The 18,489-nt window shown below is 62.0% G+C and carries 21 protein-coding genes; 11 read left to right on the forward strand and 10 right to left on the reverse strand.

Translation table 11 applies throughout. The annotated features are described in order from the left end of the window. Window positions 1–213 precede the first annotated feature (213 nt). The 3 genes from KZ686_RS17670 (at window position 214) to KZ686_RS17680 (ending at window position 3,864) form a co-directional block, all read left to right on the forward strand. Complete coding sequence (locus tag KZ686_RS17670; RefSeq protein ID WP_265634574.1) at window positions 214–1,101, forward strand: LysR family transcriptional regulator; 888 nt, start codon at window positions 214–216, stop codon at window positions 1,099–1,101. A 26-nt stretch (window positions 1,102–1,127) separates the two neighbouring features. Further along, on the forward strand, window positions 1,128–2,246 hold the full coding sequence (locus KZ686_RS17675; RefSeq protein WP_149319930.1) for an NAD(P)H-dependent flavin oxidoreductase: 1,119 nt from the start codon (window positions 1,128–1,130) through the stop codon (window positions 2,244–2,246). A gap of 187 nt (window positions 2,247–2,433) precedes the next feature. Further along, a complete protein-coding gene (locus KZ686_RS17680) occupies window positions 2,434–3,864 on the forward strand; it encodes a 3-deoxy-D-arabino-heptulosonate 7-phosphate synthase (RefSeq protein WP_265635271.1) in 1,431 nt (476 codons plus the stop codon). A 129-nt stretch (window positions 3,865–3,993) separates the two neighbouring features. On the opposite strand, the gene KZ686_RS17685 is transcribed toward KZ686_RS17680, so the two are convergent. Beyond that, a complete protein-coding gene (locus KZ686_RS17685) occupies window positions 3,994–4,962 on the reverse strand; it encodes a tripartite tricarboxylate transporter substrate binding protein (protein WP_226105126.1) in 969 nt (322 codons plus the stop codon). A 25-nt stretch (window positions 4,963–4,987) separates the two neighbouring features. Next, window positions 4,988–6,169 carry a pyridoxal-phosphate dependent enzyme gene (locus KZ686_RS17690; RefSeq protein WP_265634578.1) on the reverse strand — a complete coding sequence of 394 codons (1,182 nt, stop codon included), beginning with the start codon at window positions 6,167–6,169 and terminating at the stop codon, window positions 4,988–4,990. Window positions 6,170–6,336: 167 nt separating this feature from the next. On the opposite strand from KZ686_RS17690, the gene KZ686_RS17695 reads away from it, so the two are divergent. Beyond that, window positions 6,337–7,200, forward strand: coding sequence for a LysR family transcriptional regulator (locus tag KZ686_RS17695; protein WP_265634579.1), 864 nt, complete (start codon window positions 6,337–6,339; stop codon window positions 7,198–7,200). A 13-nt stretch (window positions 7,201–7,213) separates the two neighbouring features. On the opposite strand, the gene KZ686_RS17700 is transcribed toward KZ686_RS17695, so the two are convergent. Next, on the reverse strand, window positions 7,214–7,594 hold the full coding sequence (locus KZ686_RS17700) for a VOC family protein (RefSeq protein WP_265634581.1): 381 nt from the start codon (window positions 7,592–7,594) through the stop codon (window positions 7,214–7,216). Between the two features lie 215 nt (window positions 7,595–7,809). On the opposite strand from KZ686_RS17700, the gene KZ686_RS17705 reads away from it, so the two are divergent. Next, a complete protein-coding gene (locus tag KZ686_RS17705) occupies window positions 7,810–8,064 on the forward strand; it encodes a hypothetical protein (protein WP_226105122.1) in 255 nt (84 codons plus the stop codon). Window positions 8,065–8,158: 94 nt separating this feature from the next. Next, complete coding sequence (locus tag KZ686_RS17710; RefSeq protein ID WP_265634584.1) at window positions 8,159–8,626, forward strand: hypothetical protein; 468 nt, start codon at window positions 8,159–8,161, stop codon at window positions 8,624–8,626. Window positions 8,627–8,737: 111 nt separating this feature from the next. On the opposite strand, the gene KZ686_RS17715 is transcribed toward KZ686_RS17710, so the two are convergent. Next, window positions 8,738–8,875 carry a hypothetical protein gene (locus KZ686_RS17715; protein WP_226105120.1) on the reverse strand — a complete coding sequence of 46 codons (138 nt, stop codon included), beginning with the start codon at window positions 8,873–8,875 and terminating at the stop codon, window positions 8,738–8,740. 484 nt (window positions 8,876–9,359) lie between these two features. On the opposite strand from KZ686_RS17715, the gene KZ686_RS17720 reads away from it, so the two are divergent. Then, window positions 9,360–9,596: a hypothetical protein gene (locus KZ686_RS17720; RefSeq protein ID WP_226105118.1), complete on the forward strand. Its 237-nt coding sequence runs from the start codon at window positions 9,360–9,362 to the stop codon at window positions 9,594–9,596. 55 nt (window positions 9,597–9,651) lie between these two features. Here the strand turns inward: KZ686_RS17720 and KZ686_RS17725 are convergent, their stop codons facing one another. The 6 genes from KZ686_RS17725 to KZ686_RS17750 all read right to left on the reverse strand — a co-directional run bounded on the left by KZ686_RS17725 (window position 9,652) and on the right by KZ686_RS17750 (window position 12,961). After that, the gene (locus tag KZ686_RS17725; protein ID WP_265634587.1) at window positions 9,652–10,122 is read right to left on the reverse strand and encodes a hypothetical protein; all 471 of its coding nucleotides are present in this window, start codon (window positions 10,120–10,122) and stop codon (window positions 9,652–9,654) included. Window positions 10,123–10,124: 2 nt separating this feature from the next. Then, window positions 10,125–10,382: a hypothetical protein gene (locus tag KZ686_RS17730; RefSeq protein WP_226105114.1), complete on the reverse strand. Its 258-nt coding sequence runs from the start codon at window positions 10,380–10,382 to the stop codon at window positions 10,125–10,127. Between the two features lie 457 nt (window positions 10,383–10,839). Then, the gene (locus tag KZ686_RS17735) at window positions 10,840–11,193 is read right to left on the reverse strand and encodes a YggL 50S ribosome-binding family protein (RefSeq protein WP_226105112.1); all 354 of its coding nucleotides are present in this window, start codon (window positions 11,191–11,193) and stop codon (window positions 10,840–10,842) included. A gap of 115 nt (window positions 11,194–11,308) precedes the next feature. Next, the gene (locus tag KZ686_RS17740; RefSeq protein WP_407648591.1) at window positions 11,309–11,884 is read right to left on the reverse strand and encodes an isochorismatase family cysteine hydrolase; all 576 of its coding nucleotides are present in this window, start codon (window positions 11,882–11,884) and stop codon (window positions 11,309–11,311) included. A 91-nt stretch (window positions 11,885–11,975) separates the two neighbouring features. Then, a complete protein-coding gene (gene map, locus KZ686_RS17745; protein ID WP_226105110.1) occupies window positions 11,976–12,752 on the reverse strand; it encodes a type I methionyl aminopeptidase in 777 nt (258 codons plus the stop codon). After that, window positions 12,749–12,961 (reverse strand): ParD-like family protein, encoded by a 213-nt coding sequence (locus KZ686_RS17750; protein ID WP_150082410.1) that lies wholly within the window; start codon window positions 12,959–12,961, stop codon window positions 12,749–12,751. The genes map and KZ686_RS17750 overlap by 4 nt, the downstream gene beginning before the upstream one ends. 125 nt (window positions 12,962–13,086) lie before the next feature. Between KZ686_RS17750 and KZ686_RS17755 the strand changes: the two genes are divergently transcribed. The 4 genes from KZ686_RS17755 to KZ686_RS17770 all read left to right on the forward strand — a co-directional run bounded on the left by KZ686_RS17755 (window position 13,087) and on the right by KZ686_RS17770 (window position 18,475). After that, the gene (locus KZ686_RS17755; protein ID WP_265635275.1) at window positions 13,087–13,491 is read left to right on the forward strand and encodes a VOC family protein; all 405 of its coding nucleotides are present in this window, start codon (window positions 13,087–13,089) and stop codon (window positions 13,489–13,491) included. 871 nt (window positions 13,492–14,362) lie between these two features. Further along, complete coding sequence (locus KZ686_RS17760; RefSeq protein WP_265634592.1) at window positions 14,363–14,863, forward strand: hypothetical protein; 501 nt, start codon at window positions 14,363–14,365, stop codon at window positions 14,861–14,863. A 19-nt stretch (window positions 14,864–14,882) separates the two neighbouring features. After that, on the forward strand, window positions 14,883–16,928 hold the full coding sequence (locus KZ686_RS17765; RefSeq protein WP_265634594.1) for an McrB family protein: 2,046 nt from the start codon (window positions 14,883–14,885) through the stop codon (window positions 16,926–16,928). Between the two features lie 2 nt (window positions 16,929–16,930). Then, on the forward strand, window positions 16,931–18,475 hold the full coding sequence (locus KZ686_RS17770; RefSeq protein ID WP_226105107.1) for a nuclease domain-containing protein: 1,545 nt from the start codon (window positions 16,931–16,933) through the stop codon (window positions 18,473–18,475). Window positions 18,476–18,489 lie beyond the last annotated feature (14 nt).

Below are 18,489 nucleotides of genomic sequence, written 5' to 3' on the forward strand. Positions count from 1 at the left end.
CCCTTTTTGCTTTGGGGGGTCCTTTGTGGGTCCTTTGTGGGTCCTTCGGGGGTCCTTCGTGGGTCCTTCGGGGGTCCTTCGTGGGTCCTTCGTAGGTCCTTCGTGGCCGCCTCGCCCTTTGTGGCCGCCTTGACTTATCGTTCTCGATACAGGATATTTGATCCATCTTCATTCCTGAATTGAGAACGACGCGAGACACCGCGCCGCATCCGGATGGAACTGGCCGAACTGGAAATCTTCCGCGCCGTGGCGCAGGAGCAGAGCGTCACGCGGGCCGCGCGTGCGCTCGATCGCGTGCAGTCGAACGTCACCACGCGTATCAAGCAGCTCGAGGACAGCCTCGGCGTGACGCTGTTCCAGCGCGACAGCAAGCGCATGACGCTGACCGCCGAAGGGCAAAAGCTGCTGGCTTATGCGGAGCGGCTGCTGGCGCTTGCCGAGGAAGCGCGGCAGGCGATGCGGCACGACGTGCCCACCGGCAAGCTGCGGCTGGGCACCATGGAAAGCGCCGCGGCCGCCCGCCTGCCAAAGCCGCTGGCCCGCTATCACGCAAGCTATCCGCTGGTCGATGTCGAGATCCGCACCGGCACCGCGCAGGCGCTGGCCGATGCGGTCGCCATGCATCAGCTCGACTGCGCGATCGTCGCCCATCCTGGCACTGGATCGCCGCGCCAGCTGTCGATGGAGGACATGGCGCCCGGGCTCGAAGGCACGTTCCTGTTCACCGAGGAACTGGTGCTGGTGCTGCCGGCCAGCCATCCGCGCGTGCGCCGGCCGCAGGACGTCAGGCTGCGCACGCTCGCCGGCTTTTCGCGCGGCTGCACCTACCGCCGCTGCGCCGAGGAATGGCTGGCGCAGGCCGACGAGGCCCTGCGCCGCAACCTGACCGTGCGCGAAATGCCCTCCTATCACGCGATCCTGGCCTGCGTCAGCGCGGGCTCGGCCTTCGCCATCCTGCCCAAATCGCTGCTGGCGCTGCATCGCGACAGCGACGACTTCCACACCGTGCCGGTGCGCGCCGCGCATACCTTCCTGGTCAAGCGTGCCGGCTTCACCACCGCCGCCTACGAAGCATTGCTGCACGAGCTGCGCCAAGGCTGAGCGGCCCGATCCCGAAGGAGCATCCGATGACCCCCTCTTCCGTTGAATCTTCCGCTGAGAACGGGCTGCTGGCCCGGCTCGGCATGTCGACGCCGATCATCCAGGCCCCGATGGCGGGCGTCAGCACGCCGGCGCTGGCCGCGGCCGTTTCCAACGCCGGCGGCCTCGGCTCGCTCGGCGTCGGCGCGATGAACGCCGATGCCGCACGCCAGGCTATCCGCGACACGCGCGCGCTGACCGATCGCCCCTTCAACATCAACCTGTTCTGCCATGTGCCAGCGCAGGCCGATGCGCAGCGCGAACGCGGCTGGCTCGACTACCTGGCGCCGCGCTTCGCCGAATTCGGCGCGACCCCGCCGGCTTCGCTGCGCGAGATCTATCGCAGCTTCGTCGCCGACGAGGCCATGTACGAGATGCTGCTGCAGGAAAAGCCCGCGGTCGTCAGCTTCCACTTCGGCCTGCCGGATCAGGCATGGATCGACGCGCTGCGCGAGGCGGGTATCGTGCTGCTGGCCTCGGCGACGACAATCGCGGAAGCGCGCAAGGTGGAAGCGGCCGGCATCGATGCCGTGGTCGCGCAGGGCGTCGAGGCCGGCGGCCATCGCGGCGTGTTCGATACGCAGGGCTTCGACGAGGGCCTGGGCACGATGGCGCTGGTCCGGCTGCTGGTGCGCAAGACCGGCCTGCCGGTGATCGCGGCGGGCGGCATCATGGACGGCGCCGGCATCGCGGCCGCGCTGGCTCTGGGCGCGACAGCGGCGCAGCTCGGTACCGCGTTCGTGGCATGCCCCGAGACGGTGGCCGATGCCGCGTATCGCGAAGCGCTGCTGGCGGAGCAGACGCGTCCCACCACGCTGACGCGCGCCATCTCCGGACGCGCCGCGCGCGGCTTCGTCAATCGCTTCACCGAACTGGGCGTCGCGGCCGATGCGCCGCCGATCCCCGATTACCCGATCACCTATGACGCCGGCAAGGCGCTACACGCCGCGGCCAAGGCGGCCGGCAGCGCGGACTTCGCCGCGCAATGGGCGGGCCAGGCCGCACCGCTGGCGCGTTCGCTGCCGGCGGCGGAACTGGTGGCGACATTGAACGCCGAGCTGGACGACGTGCTCGGGCGCCTCGGTGCCATGGCGCGCGCGGGGTAACAGGACTGCGTGGCGGTTGCCCCGGGGGACATCGGGGCGCGTTGGGGTGCGGGAGTCATCAGTGCTGGAGTCATCGGTGCTGGAGTCATCGGCGCGGGCGTATCCGGTGCGGGCATCATTGGTGCGGGCTTCATTGGCGCTGGAGTCGTTGGGCGCGTGAGTCATTGCTACCATTGCACGCATGTCCCTGCCGCTGCCGCCACCGCCCGCCCTGCTCGACGACACGCTGCGCGCCGTCGCACGCCGGTATCGCTTGCCGGCGATCGGCGCCGTATCGGAACGGATTCACGAGGCCAATCCCGCGACGGCGCTGGCGGTGACCATCGAGCAGGCGCGCTTCGCCCTCGCCAACGGCGAGGTCCCGGGCGCCGCACTGAAACATCTGTTCATCGAATCGCTCGCGCGCATGGTGCGGGAAGCGATCCGGCCGGATGCGGGCGACCCGGCTTTCCAGGCGATGGTCCTTCGGCATCGGGTGCCCCACGTGCGCGAGTACGCATCGCTGGCGGCCCGTGCCGAGCAGGACCGCAGGCTGGTGCTGGCCGTCGTCAACGCGGTGGCCCACCCGAACAAGCCGCAGCGGAATGCTTCTGGCCCGCAGCGCGAGGCAATGACGCAGCTCCACGCGGCGGCCTCGGCTTCCTCGTGGGCGGCGCTGCACGATACGGTTCGACGCCTGCTCGCCATGCCGGCGACCTCGAACGAGGCGCCGAACGCCATGCCAAACGCAGCGCCGCTGCAACCTGCATTGGCGCAACTGTTGGACAGCCCCGCATTGGAACGCTTGCGACGCCTCGAAGCGCTGAGCTCGGATGCACAGGTCCGCCAATATCGGTCGCTATGGGACCGGCAAGGTCCTCGCTCGGGAACCGCCACCGCGACGGCGCAGGGCGCTTCCTCGCGGCAGCGCGGGGCCGCCGCCGAAGCGCTGGCCGCACAGGCGCTGCGGGCGTTGGCACAGCGGCTCAACGACGCGGAGGGAACGTCGGCGCCTTACCGCGTGGTGACTTCGATGCGCGTGCCGGCGTCGCTGCCGGCCAGCCACGAGCGAGCCAAGACCGAATGGGATGCGGTATTGCTCAGGCAGGCCAGCACGGAGGATGAGGCCGACGACGAAACACCGGCGTGGGACGTCTGCCTGCTCGTCGAAGCCAAGGCTTCGGTGGATGCGGCCACGACGGATCTCCCTCGCTTGCTGCGCGGCTTGCGCCTGCTCGCCCACGCCGAGCAACACGTCACGTATGCATTCCAGACGGAACAAGGCACCGTGCGCCTGCGTGGCGCCTCGCTGAGCGCGCTGCCAACCGACGAGGCCGGGGTCGCCAGCAAGGTCCTGTATTGCAGCGATGCGCCCGCCGAATCCAATCCACGCGTGCTGAGCGCAGCGAGCCGGATGCAGCTGCTGTCCGCACCGGCCACGCTGGCATTCGCCAGCAAGCTGATCGAAACGCAGCAGGCGGATTCGCGAGAACTCGAGCCGGTCTGGCATCAACTGCTGGAATCGCCGCAGTGGAGCGCCGTGCTGAACCAATACCGGGCGCTGCGGCGCGTACGCGAATTGATGGTCCACGCGGACGACCTGCTGGCCGCGATCGGCGACGTGGGCCAACGCGCCTGATACCTGCTGACGGCGATCGGCGACACGGACCAACGCGCCTAATACCCTGCTGGCCGCGATCGGCGACACGGGCCACCGTGCCTGATGATCGATTGGATCCCGCCGCGATGACGGGATCCGCGCCGATCCTTATTCCGGCTGAATGCCGGCCTGCTTTACCAGCGCCGCCCAACGATCGACCTCGCCGCGCAGCCTGTCGCCGAGTTGCGCGGGCGACGAGGCCTTCAGCTCGATGCCCTGGCTATCCAGCCGCGCCTTGGTCTGCGGATTGGTCAGCGCCGCCCGCACCTCGTCCCCAAGCCGCGCGACCACCGTCGACGGCGTCCGTGCCGGTGCAACGATGGCCCACCACTGGCTGATCTGCAGCGCCGGCAGTTTCGCTTCGGCGGCGGTCGGCACATTCGGCAGCGCGGCAATGCGCGCCGGTCCGGTAACCATCAGCGCCGTGATCTTGCCCGCGCCAAGCAGGCTGCTGCCGCTTGCCAGCGTGGCGAAATGGCCCGCGACCAGTTGCGAGGAGACATCGGTGAGCGCGGGCGCGGAGCCGCGGTATGGCACCGCATCGATGGGAATCGTGGCCTGCGCCTCCAGCATCTTGGCCGCCAGATGGCTGATCGTGCCGTTGCCGCTCGTGGCCAGTTGCAGCGGTTTGGCCTGCTTGCGCGCATCGGCAAGGAAGCGCTGGGCCTCCCCGGGCCGATAGCGGGTGCTATCGGCGAACAGCACCAGCGGCGATTCGCCGAGCAGCGAGACCGGCGTGAAATCGCGCAGCAGGTCGTATGGCATCTGGCGGAACACCGACGGCGCGACCGTATGGGCCAGTTCGATGACGCCCAATGTATAGCCGTCGGGGGCCGCCTTTGCCACGGCCTCGGCGCCGATGCGGCCCGATGCCCCTGCCCGGTTCTCCACGACCACAGGCTGGCCCATCGATTCGCTCATCCGCTGCGCCACGGCGCGCGCCAGCGCGTCGGTGCTGCCGCCCGCGGCCCAGGGCACGACGAGGCGAATGGGTTTTTCCGGATAGGCCGACATGGCCGCGGGGGCATGGGCGGTGAGGCAGATTGCGAGGGAGGCGATCAGATAGCGCAGCGTCATGGGAACACTCCAGCCTGTATAAGGGTCAGCCTTGCGCGGGGTCGCGATCGCCCCGTGCCGTCAACATCAGAAGAACCGATTGCGATGCATCGATGCGCCCATCGGCGCGCAGCATTTGCGCCGCGGCGAGCCCTGCCCCGGCGCACAGCTCGACCCAGAATCCTGCCGAGGCCAGCGCTGCGGTGCCGGCGCGGGCGGCATCGTCACCCACGACCACCGCGCCGCCGCCGGAGCGCGTCACCGCGAGGACCTGCTGCGCGGTCACCGTCGATCCCGCCGTAGAGAACTGCTGCGTGGCGCCATAGAAATCGCCTTGCTGCGGCTCGCCGGCCAGCACGCGCCACAGCCGCGGAAACGGCTCGACCGCCCAGAGCTGCGGCACGCGGGCCAGCCGCCGTGCCGCCACCAGATCGCGCAGCGCGCTATAGATGCCCCACAGCAGGTCGCCGCGCGCGGTCGGCACGATGACATGGTCCGGCTCGCAACCCTGGTGCACCCATTCAAGCGCCGCCGCGCGATAGCCTTCCACACCGAACACCGGGCTGCCCACCGCCGGAATACTGTAGTTCGTCAGCGGGAACGCGCCATCGTCGCGGACGCGTTGGCGCACATGCTGCCACCGCGCATGACCGGTCTCGCAAACGATGCGTTTCGCCCCGTAGTAGCGCAGCGCCGCATCGAAGATCGGCGGCAGGTCCCGATAGGTCGCCACCTCGCACGCCAGGCCGGCCGCCGCGCAATAGGCCGCGGCGGATACCGCCGCGTTGCCGCTCGAGGCGAGCACCACTTCGCTCGCGCCGATCGCCAGCGCACGGCTCACCGCCTGGGCCGACATGCGGTCCTTGTGCGAGCCGGTCGGGTTCGCCCCTTCGTTCTTGATCCATACCGAGGCGACGCCAGCCAGCTCGGCCAGCGCGGGCACCGGAAGACAAGGCGTGTCGCCCTCGCCCAGCGTCACGCCATTCAGATACGGCAGGCAGTGCCCCCAGCGATAACCTGTGCTTTTTGGTGCAAAATCGAAGGCTCGCGCGTCGTAGACCGCTTCGACACTGCTGGGTCGGCCCCGGCTGTGACAGGCAGGGCAACCTTCCGGAAGATCCGAAACGGGATAGATCGCCTCGCAACTGATGCATTGCAGCGCGTGCAGTGCCGGGTTGAAAGTCGGGTTGATGGCCGAAAGGGGCTTCGATAAATGGTCGAGAGGCATGGCGATAGACGACGATTGCATACGGTGAAGTCTACGGCGCGGCATGCCATTGCGATCAAAGCCATTGCGGCTTTGCAATAAGACGAACTTATAGGGTCCCTATGAAAGAGGCGGCGAAAGACGCAGGCCAACCGCCCATCAGTGCCCGGCAGATCGAGGTATTCCGCATGGTCATGCGCCTCGGTTCCGCGCGCCGCGCCGCCGAGGCACTGCATATCAGCCAGCCGGCGGTGACGCAGATCGTCCTGCAACTGGAGAAGATCGCGCAGCTGCGACTGTTCGACCGCAGCAAGGGCCGCATGGTCCCGACCGCCGAGGCGACCGCGCTGATGGACGAAGTCGAGCGCGTCTATATCGGCCTCGACGCCGTCCAGCGCAAGATCGACCTGCTCCGCCAGCACGAGGACACGATGCTGCGCGTCGGCGCGCTGCATGCCATGGCCGCCAGCGTGATGCCGATCGCGGTCGCCAGCTTCTCGCACAGCTATCCGCGCAGCCATTGCCGATTGGAGGTAGACAGCTCGCGCGCGCTGCGCGAGCGCCTGCTGCAACGCGAGCTCGACCTGGCCTTCATGGGCGATGAGGTCGACACCAGCGGCCTGACCGCATCCGAGTTCTACGCCGTGCCGGCCGTCTGCATCGTGCCGGCCACACACCCATTCGCCGCCAGGGCCAAAGTCAGCGTTGCCGACCTGGCCGACGCCCCGCTGATCGGCCTCGACGCCGCCGACCCGGCGCAACGGCAACTGGAAACCGCCTTCGCTGAGCACCAGATCGCCCCACGCTTCGTCGCGACGACGCCGTACAGCCATACGCAATGCGCGCTGGTGCTGGCGGGCGCCGGTCTCGCGATCACCAATCCCCTTGTCGCACGGACCTATCTGGCCCTCGGGCTCCGGAGTATTCCGTTTGCCGGCGCGGTCCGATTCCGCGCGATCCTGGCGTTTCACCCGGGGCGCGGCCAGTCATCGGCGGCCCAGCATTTCGTCAGCCTTTGCCGGCAGGGGGTCAGGGATTTGGTGCAGCGGTAGGTTTGGCCTCAGCTTAGGCTGCTGCTTCACGCTCGTGGCAAACGACCTCGATGTTGTGGCCGTCGGGGCCGATGACGAAGGCGGCGTAGTAGTTGGGGTGGTAGTGCGGGCGTAGGCCCGGTGCGCCGTTGTCTTTTGCACCCGCTTCGAGGGCGGCGCGATAGAAGGCATCCACCTGCTGGCGTGTTTCGGCTTTGAAGGCGAGGTGCAAATGCGCCGGCTTTTCGTTGGTCTGGAACATACACAGGGAAGGCTTGCCTGGGGGGCAAAGTTCGACGCCGTAGGACGGTGGGCCCTCTGAGGCTACGGCTACGCCGAGCGGTTCGAGGGCCTTCAGGAAGAACGCCTTGCTTGCGGTGTAGTTGCTAACGCCGAATTTTACGTGGTCGAACATGGGGGATCCTGAGAGGTGTTGGGCCGCGTGGTGGGTACTTGCGACCCGCTGTACCCACTTGTAGCGGCTGTGGCGACTAGCCTGCTGCATACCTTGGACTCTGGAGAGAAAAGTACCACCTGGCGGCAACCAAACACCCTTCTTGAGAGGGGTAAAGAAATTTGCGCCCAGTGCCGATACGAAGATTCCACCATCGGCACAACCATCCCATACGTATGCGAGCATTCAAGACCATCCTCTTTCACCTTCTGCGCACCTTCCGCGGTCTATTTCTCCTTGGCTGTAAGCTGCTTTCTGGCCTGTCCTTGTTTGGGTTCATATTCACACTTTTCGGTGGCGACCGCGTGGGGCTCGGACTGAAAGCCACCCTCCTCACCTTCGCGGTTGGTTTCGGAGCGCTGGCCTGGTACTACGATATGTTGATTTTGAAGCTCAAACCAGATAACGTCGACTTGACGTTATTCCAATAGCCGTACCGGCGTCCTATGGCTGCACGGCGCCGTAGGCACGGCCCTATGCGAGCGTAGTCCGGTACTCCTTTAGATCCGCAGGAGAGATGCCCGGATGTCACAGAGTCAAACTCCTTTGACGTCTGCTCAAAGATACTATGATGAGCGCTGGAGCCAACTCAATGGCATCCTTATAGCGCAATCCGAAGGCGCACACAGTTATCTCCTAACTGTAAATGGCGGAGCGCTCGCTGGCATGCTCGCTTTCGTAGGCGCCGTCGCAGAGGTAAGACATTCGAGCGCTGCTGTCGCTTCCATTGCGTTCTTCGCTATTGGCCTGGTAAATGCCGGTTTTACTCGCGCATATACGCTGCATTTAATCGGCTACTTGCTAGAACAATGGCGCGATGACTATGCAAGTTTCCTGCGCGGTTCAATTCCATGGAATGAGTTACTTCGGCGGGATGACGCGCGGGTTCATAAGTATGAACGGTGGGGATACATCATTGGCTACGGAAGCTTCGGGGCGTTTCTTATCGGCTTGATATTCGGCGCTTCCGCGCTGTTCAATCTACCGTCATAGGATTCCATGTCCCTTTCCCCTCGCACCGAGGTCTTACGCCGCCACGTTGGCCAGCTACAACGCTAAGGACTGTCCAAAGGGAGGGGCGCTTGGCGGCGCCCCAATTGCGGATCAGTCTTGCGCCTTCGCCCGCTTGTTGATGGCGGTATGGCTGATGCAGTGCTTCGCGGCGATCGCGGTCACCGGCTCGGTGCCGGCGCGATAGGTCGCTTCGACAGCGACCCAGTCGATGTCCTTTGCTTTTGTCATGTCGAGACGAATTTGTCGGAATGGAATAATGGCTATTCTCCGCTATCGGCAAACACCATGAGTTCAGCGTCGCCATTCCCTACGAATGATGAGCTACGCGAAGCCTTCCTGCGCCCGGACGTCGGACCCGTTGTCGTGAACGGGATCATAGGCCGGGGATGGGTATTTGAATCCGAGCTTGCATTGCTCAGGCCGCACTACAATGCCTGGCGGCCCGAGCAGTTCGCTGATCTGTGCTTCCGCTTCGCCAGCCACGATCCCGAAGACGCACTAGTTCTTGGTACGACCTTTCAATGCCCCCGGCTCGGCTTTGCTTACGCGCTATACGATGCGAACCGGCTATCTAGAGCTGAGCTTCTCGCAGAACTTATCGCTGCCGATCTCCTTTCCTCGGCGGCTAGATGACCATGACGACGAGCCTAACCCGAAGTCGTGGAACAATTGAGCTCTGTAAGCTTCTCAACCACCCACGAAAGGGGTATGCATGGACGAAACCATCAAGAATTTGCAGGCCCAGGTCGCCGCACTTCAGCACTTCGCTATCGCGCTGATTGACCACTTGCCGGCAGGGGCTGCGAGCGGTGCCGGGAGCGAGTTCCAAAACTTTGCCCGCATGACACTGCGCGACCTAAGCAATGCAGGATTCGCGGACGAAGCGCGGCGATTTTCCGATGCGGTCGACGACATCAACTCGCGCTCGCCGTCGTATCCGGGGCTCTAAAGCAAACGCCCCGCGCGGCGTTGCCGGCGGGGCGATACAATAAATCTTACGGCGATCACGACGCCGAGGTGCCTATCCTCGGCAAAAGCCGATCTAGCACAACTGCCATCTGCTCCAAGAAGGCATTTCGCGCGTCGAGATGATAGTCGCCATGATTGCCAAGGACGTAGTCCACCGCATCGTCCGGCTGACCTGACACCGAAAGGCGGCCTTCCGAATCAAACCACATTGTGTGGACTGGACCGCCTTCAGGGACATCACCCCGGAGGCGGCGAAACTCGATAAGGCCCACAAGCGACTTGCTGCCACGGGTGCTCTCGTCGACCGCGCGCCGATATTCCGCGATGAGGACCATCCGGTGGCCTTCCACTTTAAGGGTGTAGTCGTCAATGCCGGACACTGCGATGCCGGGCGACCGATTTTCCCCTGCGGCAGGTGTCGTCAACTTCTGCACCGCGCTCTTCGCCGTTTCATCAAGGGTGGCGCCGATAGTCAAGCGCCCCCAAGCCAACGAGTTTTGACCCATTCTTACTTCTCCATAGTTGAAGCTAAGCATTCAACCATGAACCGTAAAAAAGAAAAGCCCCCAACTTGAGGGGCTTTGCTGCGAGTCTGGCAAAGATCTATGCCGCCTGGTGCAAAAACGCGAGCCATTTTTCGCCGCGCCGCAAGGCCTTCCGGCGCATCGCAGGTTGTACGGTCCTCGACGAGGCCGTGCGCCACGAACTTGTGTTCCGGCCGCGCCAGCGCCGGGTCCTCCAGCACCTGGTAATAGGCTTCATTCACTTCGCCGCGCGGAAGCCCTGCTCCTTGCTAAGCAATTAAACCCGTGGAAGCAGACGCCGGAGACCGCCGCGGCCTGCATCTTCGCCAGGTATTCGCTGAGCTCGCCCACCGACATATCGTCGGTGGAGTTTGTGCGTCACACGCTTGCGGCCCTCCGGCATCTCAAAGGCGCAGGCGACGCCTCCACTACCGGCGCGGTCTCCCACCAGCGGCCGTCGTCGGCATCGAGGAAGATCGGCAACGCCGGCGGCCGTCGTGGTCAGGGTGCCATCGAGGTCCAGCGCGTCGAGGATGTATTCGAGCCGCCGGAACACGGCGTCGATCCTCCATGGCTCGGCGCGCAGCTTCACGCCGGCGCCGTTCCACGTCGGACGATACGGCTTTCACCGCTTCCGGCTGCGGGCCATCACGCGGCCACCCTAGCCGCCCGGCCCGTAGCAGCTTTGCCCTATCCCTATTACTCCTGGTCCACGCCGTACCACGCGTCGCGCAGCGGCCCGACGCGCACGTTCTCGAAGTCGCCCGATGCCTGCAACCACTTCTCGACCGCTTCGCGCTGCTCGGCGCTCACCGAACCGCGAGCGGCGTTCAGCAGAACATAGGCGGACAACTGGTAATCGTCGATGGCGCCCGCCATCAGCAGCCCGTTCGCCTCGATCGCCTCTTGCAGGAACCGATCGAGCAGCGCCTCGGGATCACCCTGGCGAGCCGACTCGGAGACATCGGCCATCACCTCGAACGCCAGCTCCTGATACTCACCGATATGGAGCTTCTTGCGTTGGCGGTGGTTGTAATGGCGGGAAGACTTCATGGGGATTCCTTTGATGCTTCATGAGAAAGGCGCAATTGTGCCAGCGTTCGCGGCCTCATTCCCGTCCATCCTCCGAAGTTTTCGCCGAACCCATCCCGATTGAGTCGCCGGAGTCTCAGGCTAGCAATGCCAAGGCGTCAGCCAGCGAAAGCACCGTCGTACGGGATTCAAACGCTGTCGAGAAGAGATGATCGTACACGACCTGATCCGCGTCGTAGCAGCAATCCTTGACCGTGAACAGACGGAAGTCCGCATCGCTCGCGTACGCGACCGAAGACAGCATCACGCCGGTCGACGCAATGCCAACCATGATCAGCGTATCGATACCTTGCGCGGACAGCCGCACCTGCAGATCTGTACCGAAGAACACACTGGCACGGTGGGCGATGATGATCGGTTCGTCGGCACGCCGACCGAGCTCAGGCGAAACCTTGTCTTCAACGAAAAGACCGAGCTTCTTGACGCCCTGCCCGTTCTTGTTCAACGGACTGACTTCCGGATAGCCGGGGCTGAAATGGAACTTCGCGAAATAGACGCTGACGCCGCTGGCCCGCGCAGCGTCACAGAGCTTGCGCGTATTGGAGAGCAAAGTGGACGCGACCGAGGGAAATAACGCCAGAATGTCGGTCTGATAGTGCATGGCCAACAGCGCGGTTTTTGCGGGAACGATTGCCGGAATCTGCATGGTCATATCACGCGCATCAGGCGCGTTCCTTGTCTTTGTCGACGATCTGCTGAATCAAAGGGGGGCGCTGGCACAACGATGCACTCTACCATCGCCATCACGAGCCGAAATTCGGCACCGTCTCCCCGGCCCGCAACGTCAGGACTCGCACGCCGTTCCCCGTGACAGCGACCGTGTGCTCGAATTGCGCGGACAGCTGGCCATCGCGCGTCACCACCGTCCAGCCATCGTCTTCGGTCCGGACGGCGTGCCCGCCTTGGTTGATCATCGGCTCGATGGTGAACACCATGCCTTCGCGCAGCTCCAACCCTGTTCGCGGCCTTCCCCAGTGCAGGACTTCGGGCGGCTCGTGCATTTCACGCCCGATGCCATGCCCGCAATATTCCCTGACGACCGAATAGCCGTGCTTTCGCGCGTGCCGCTCGATCGCGTGCCCGACATCGCCAAGCCGGGCGCCAGGGCGAACAGTCTGGATGCCTTTCCACATGGCTTCGTAGGTAACCTGCACGAGCCGCTTGGCTAGTGGTGACACCTCGCCAACAAGATACGTCTTGCTCGAATCGGCGATATAGCCGTTCTTCTCCAACGTGATATCGAAGTTGACGATATCCCCGTTCTGCAGGATGTCCGACGTCGATGGAACGCCGTGGCAGACCACGTTGTTGCGAGAAGAGTTCAGCGCGTACGCATACCCGTACTGCCCTTTGCTCGCCGGGCGCGCTTGCAGCTCATTGACGATGAAGCTGTCGACCAAGTCGTTGACCTGCATGGTAGACATGCCGATCAGATTTAGTCGGTCTAGATAGGCAAACACCTGGGCCAACAATCTGCCCGACTCCGCCAGAATCGCGATTTCTTCCGGCCGCTTTGTCATGTCGAAGCGACCTTGATGCCTTGCGACACCACACCAGCCGCCCGCAATTCCCCCGCCACGATCTCATTGAAACTCTGCGTGGGATTCATTTCGCACAGCATGCCGATCTTGATCCAGAACGCCGCTTGCGCATTGATCGACCGACATGACACGGCGCTTGCCTTGCGGATTTGATCGTGCAGATCGTCGTCGATATTGACTATGCCCATTGCGGTATCTCTATATGGTTCATATACGAATCATATACGCAAGTCGATTTGCTGCGCAAGGGATGAGCCGCCTGCTGGCGCATGCCACAATCTTCGCCAGCCAACACAAAAACGGAGTAGACGCGATGACTGCCACGACCATGGGCATTGACCACATTGGCCTTACCGTTGCAAACCTCGAAGCTTCGACGCGCTTCTTTACGGAATGCCTGGGCTGGCGCGTATTCGGCAGCAACCCTGCATACCCCGCTGCGTACGTCACCGACGGCACAGCCAAGATCACGCTGTGGCAGGTCGCGGATGCAACCGCGTTCGCGGCGTTCGACCGCAAGAACGCTGTCGGCCTTCACCACCTTGCATTGAAAGTTCCGGACCGGTCCTCGCTCGGCGGCCTGTTCGAACGTGTTCGCGCTTATCCCGGCGTTGAGGTAGAGTTTGCTCCGGAACTGTCCGGCAACGGCCCCAAGTGGCACGCGATGGTGATGGAGCCGGGTGGCACGCGACTTGAACTGAGTTTCGACCCGCGATAGCTGACCACATGGAAGTATCAATGCATCAACGGCGGAGGAACTCCTATGGACGCTGCCGTATTCGCAGCATCACTAGAGTGCGCTGAGCGGGTCCCCCGGTATATCTACCTAATTGGCGGCCATGCATCCGCTGTTCTTTGGGAGTTGCGGACGACGCTTATGTGCTGGCCGGTACTGTCGCCTTTGGCCGTGAAGAGACGTTCACCTGAGCCAGGCAGCGGTCATTCGACCGGCCGATCAACCCCGACATCGGCCCGATGCGCAACGTGAGGATACTTGCCGCTTCGTAGGGCTCTGTACAGTTCTTCGCGCGACCGTCGCGCTCACTTGCCCACAGCACGGAAAGGATAGGGGCGGCCTTCGTGCACCCAGGCTGCGGTAGAGCACGCTTCTTTATGTGAGGCGCTTTCATGGCGGTCCTGAATGTGATATGTCGGTTGCCGCCCGGGCCATCATTAATGTCGCGGCGCGCAAAACCCCTATTTTGGTGCTTCGCAGAACTCGTCGTGATCCCGTCCGGCGAGCTCACGTGCACCTTGTTGTGCGCATCGCGTTTGCGGGCGACTTCCGGTTTTCCTACGACTCGGCGACGGCCACCGAGATGTTATGGCGATGCGCCTGCGTTGCCTTCCCGAGAGGATTAGTAGGATCAAGCGTTTTGGTGTGTTAGTCGCCAAATCCCCGAATGGCTTTAATTGCCCACGTAAACACTCTCTTGTTAGTCGAACGTTAGATTCATCACCTTAACGATGCAGCACGCAATTGATGACACTTTGGCGAGTACAATTTCGAGACTTGCGAAGTCCGGCGCAGACACTCGGCCGCCTTCAGACGTGTTTCAAGCCAGGTATTGCGGAAGCTAAGGTGATTTATGATCTTCGACGAAATTGTTGCCGGTGTCATGGCACAGCGGCCGGAATTGAAAGTGGAGCCACGAAGCGATGGGTGGTCGATCTGGCTATCGAATGGCATCGAACCAGCAAAACGTTTATTGCGCGTGAGCCGGACCGCTGACGGTAACTCCGTAACGATGAAGCTCTCTGTTTCTTCTATTCTGGCAGGGAGAGATGTTCTTCGTAATTTCGACGGCACTCTTGCGGAGTTCCTGAGCATTGTAGATGCGGAGCAAGCTCTTTCCAATAGCAATCCCGTTGTAGAGAGTCCTCCTGAAGTGGGGCAGACGAAAGTAACAGGGAAACTCCTGAATCAAACCGCCTTTCAGGCGGATATCGAGTCTCTGTATAAGACGCCGCCGACATGGGCGGTCCAAACCTGGATTCCAAGGTTGCATTCGCCATCTGATCGGCACGCGCGGCGCATCCGCTGGCCAGCTCCAGAACAAAGATTTTCTGAGAACTTTGTTCGATTCTGACCACGTGTCGGCCACAGGCATGTGTACCATCAGCGTGGCGCCGGCGATCGATGATGGAGAATTCGTGGCCTGGTTCTCGGAGAATGCATCCAGGCCTCTTCCATCGGACCCGGACGAGGCAACGGCGCGGCTTATTGAATTGCACGACGAAGTTGCAGCCAGATTTCGCACCTTGTGCGGAAAGCGGCCACTGCTCAAGATCAACCGGGCGTTGTCCGCACTGTTTCCGGACTTCTTTACCACGCTGGCAGACGAGGGAAAGCTCACCGAGCTTTACCGCGCACTGGGAGGCAAAGGGCGAGCCCATGTCATTCACATGCATGTGGCTATTCGTGGGATGATTAAAGCCATCGTTGGCCCGGCCGAACCAGGAACGATGGACAGTGTGAAGCAAATGTGTCTGTCGTGGTTTCTCTACGAGCGCATCACCGATGAGAAGGAACCTGTCGTTGCGCGGTCGGAGGCCGTTCGCGAAGACGGCCTGGTCCCATTGCCGGCCATGCTGCGCCGTAAGGGCCTCACTGCCATCAAAGGCTACTTCCAGACGCTCCTAGGATACCTGCCGACGCTGAGTGGCGATGGTCTAAGCGAGGAGGATTTTCGCGACCTCATTCGCGAGTCGAATCCGACATTGGTGGACGGCAGCATACGGACGATCATCAACGTCGTCATGCGAGAGTTCGACCTCTGTAAGCGCAATGGTTCCGTTTATCAGCTTTCCGCTCGCGGCGTCAACTTACTCGATTCTCAGGATCCTAAGGAATTGGCTGACCAGCTTCTGACGAAGATTTTGGGTGTCGACTACGTCGTTCGCACTTTGGCGGCAGGCTCGAAGTCCAAAGCTGAGCTCATCGCGATACTGCAGACCGTGAACCCCGGCTGGACAACAGGCTTTGCACCGTCAGCGTTGCTGAGCTGGCTAATAAGCCTACAGGTCATCTCTTACCAGCCCGCGAGCGGCTACGCCCTAACGGCTGAGGGCCACCAATGGAATGATCTCATCACGTGGGACCCGCCAACACTTCCCAAGGTTGCCGAAACAGTGATCGAAATCCAGGAGGAGGTGGATGCGAAGCTCACCCTTCCTGCTTGGGCAACGCTGCAATCGCGTCTTGCCGAAGCTGCAGCCGGCAACTTCAACTGGGACAAAGGCCTCATCGAGCAATTGCACGGTGGCCTGTGGTTTCATCCCGTACGTCATTTCGCGGTGATGGCTGGCTTGTCAGGATCAGGAAAAACTCAACTCGCGCTCAACTACGCGCTGGCGCTGTGCGGACCGCAGCGAGCCGGACAGGAAAGCGTGAAGGTTTTTCCAATCCAGCCAGGCTGGTTCGACACGGTTCCCCTGCTTGGACAGATGAACACACTTCTGCAGAACGTCTATGACGGGACGCCTTTCCTAGATCTTCTCCTGCGAGCTGCGGAGAATCCGACGAGCCCGTACGTCGCTGTTCTCGACGAAATGAACCTGTCGCATCCCGAACAATATCTCGCCCCGATCCTGTCCGCGATGGAAACTCAGGGCGTGATCGACCTCCATCAGATGGATGAAGATGTCGTCGGTGTGCCGAGTCAGATTCGATATCCCGCGAACCTTGCCATCATCGGTACCGTCAACATGGACGAGACCACTCATGGCCTCTCGGACAAGGTCCTCGACCGCGCATACACCTTGGAATTCTGGAAGATCGACCCCGAGAGCTACCCTAAGTGGTCAAACCTCGTGTCCGAAGAAGTCCGAAATAAAGTCAAAGGTGTCCTCAGGAAGTTGATGGAGGCGCTCGAACCGGTGCGTCTGCACTTCGGATTGCGGACAATAGATGATGTCGTGAGTTACCTTGTTTTCACACAAGAATTGGGCGTCGATTTCAATAAGGCGCTAGATGATGTCCTATACGCGAAGGTGTTACCGAAGTTGCGCGGCGAACATTCTGATCGCCTAACCAGAGCAATGTCTCACACTCAGGCCATTTGCCAGGAGCATGGCCTGGCCAGATGCGCCAGTAAAGTACAGGACATGCTGCGTGATCTGAATGAGGCCGGCTCGACCCGGTTCTGGCGATAAAAATGGAGTCGCGGCAGCACCTCGTCATTCATACCACGGACCCGACTAGCGAAGAGTTGGGCCGCATCGGTCCGAGAGGGCTGATTTCCGGTCTGAGGGAGGACGCCTCCTATCTCCTCAAGGTCAGCGGCGCAACACATCTCTATGTGGACGATGTGCCGTTGACGGAAGCGCACGGTGAATATTTCACGTGGACGTCCGGCTTTTTTGCTGGTCGCGTCGAACTCATTTCTGTCGACCGGAAGGGGGCAGAAACTCCGTTTTATCTTGAAGTCAATCCGGCAAGCAGCAAACTCCAGACCGCCCAGTACTCGTCGATGATTGACGCCATCCGACGATTCGATCAGCGGCTCCTTCTGGGGCATGCTTCCGCCTGTCTCGGATTCGGCAACGCCGGGATGAGCGGCAAATTCGACAACCTCGTTCGTTGGGAGCGCGTGAAGCGGCATGGCAGCCCTTTTCTGAACTTCGTGGAATCGATCACGCGCATACCACATGTAAAGCTCAAGCCAATGAGGCAACTACTACCCTTGGCGCGGATGAAGCGGCTGCCTGTGGCTGCACGGCGCGACAGCCGTATCGTCGCGTTGGCTACGGGGCGGCTGTCCGAACACGAGCGTGTCGATGCCATCCGGTTGCATACCCACGTACCTGTTGCGACAGTCGATACTGCGGCGAACCGGGCTATATATGCGCTACTCAATCGATTCAGACGGGCCATCATTGGGCTGGAATCATGGGTTATGTCCGACTGTGGAGAACTGTCCCATGCCGAGGCACTCCGGCGACGCAATCGGCGTCTGACCATTCTTCGTTCTCTGGATGCGAACGTAGGACGTTTGCTAAGCCGCTACCCGTTTCGGGCTGTTGACAAGCCCGAGATCACCGCAGCCGGCCTGACGCAGATCGCCGCGAATCCCATCTATTCGCGTGCCTTTCGCACTGGTACGGAGGCCCTGCGTCTTGGCGTTGAAGACCATGCTTCGGCGGAACATCTTCATGTCAGTCCTTCATGGGGCGTCTATGAAACATGGTGTTATGTGGCTTTGGCCAACGCACTGGAATCGCGGTTGGGCGTCAGGCTGGAGCCGAGAAAATCGTGTTTCAATGTATCACCTGAACTTAGCTTGGCTGCGCGACTGCCTAATGGTGACGAGCTTGAACTGCTGTTCCAGGCGACGTTTCGCTCCAACGGGATAGGAAGCGAGAGAGAAGCGTGGAGTTTGTCTGGAGAGCGGCGTCCTGACATTGTACTTGTAGCGTCCAGAGGAAGCACACACAGGATGCTGATTCTTGATGCAAAATATCGCAGCGGAAAAACCAATGTGCTAGAAGCGATGGCATCGGCGCACATTTACCACGACTCCCTCATTCTGGATGGTCGTCGTCCCGAATTGTCTCTTCTTTTGTTACCTGGCGCGTCAAATGTCGATTCACTCGAGCAACGCGAGACGTGGGAGACCTTCGGTGTGGGTGTTGTCAGCGCATACTCGGAGGGCAGGGAAGGCATAGAACGGTGCGTGGAAGCGATCGCGACCTGGCTCTAGCGTCGTGTAGTCGC

It is taken from the genome of Cupriavidus cauae (assembly GCF_026210475.1).
Classification (GTDB): Bacteria; Pseudomonadota; Gammaproteobacteria; order Burkholderiales; family Burkholderiaceae; genus Cupriavidus; species Cupriavidus cauae.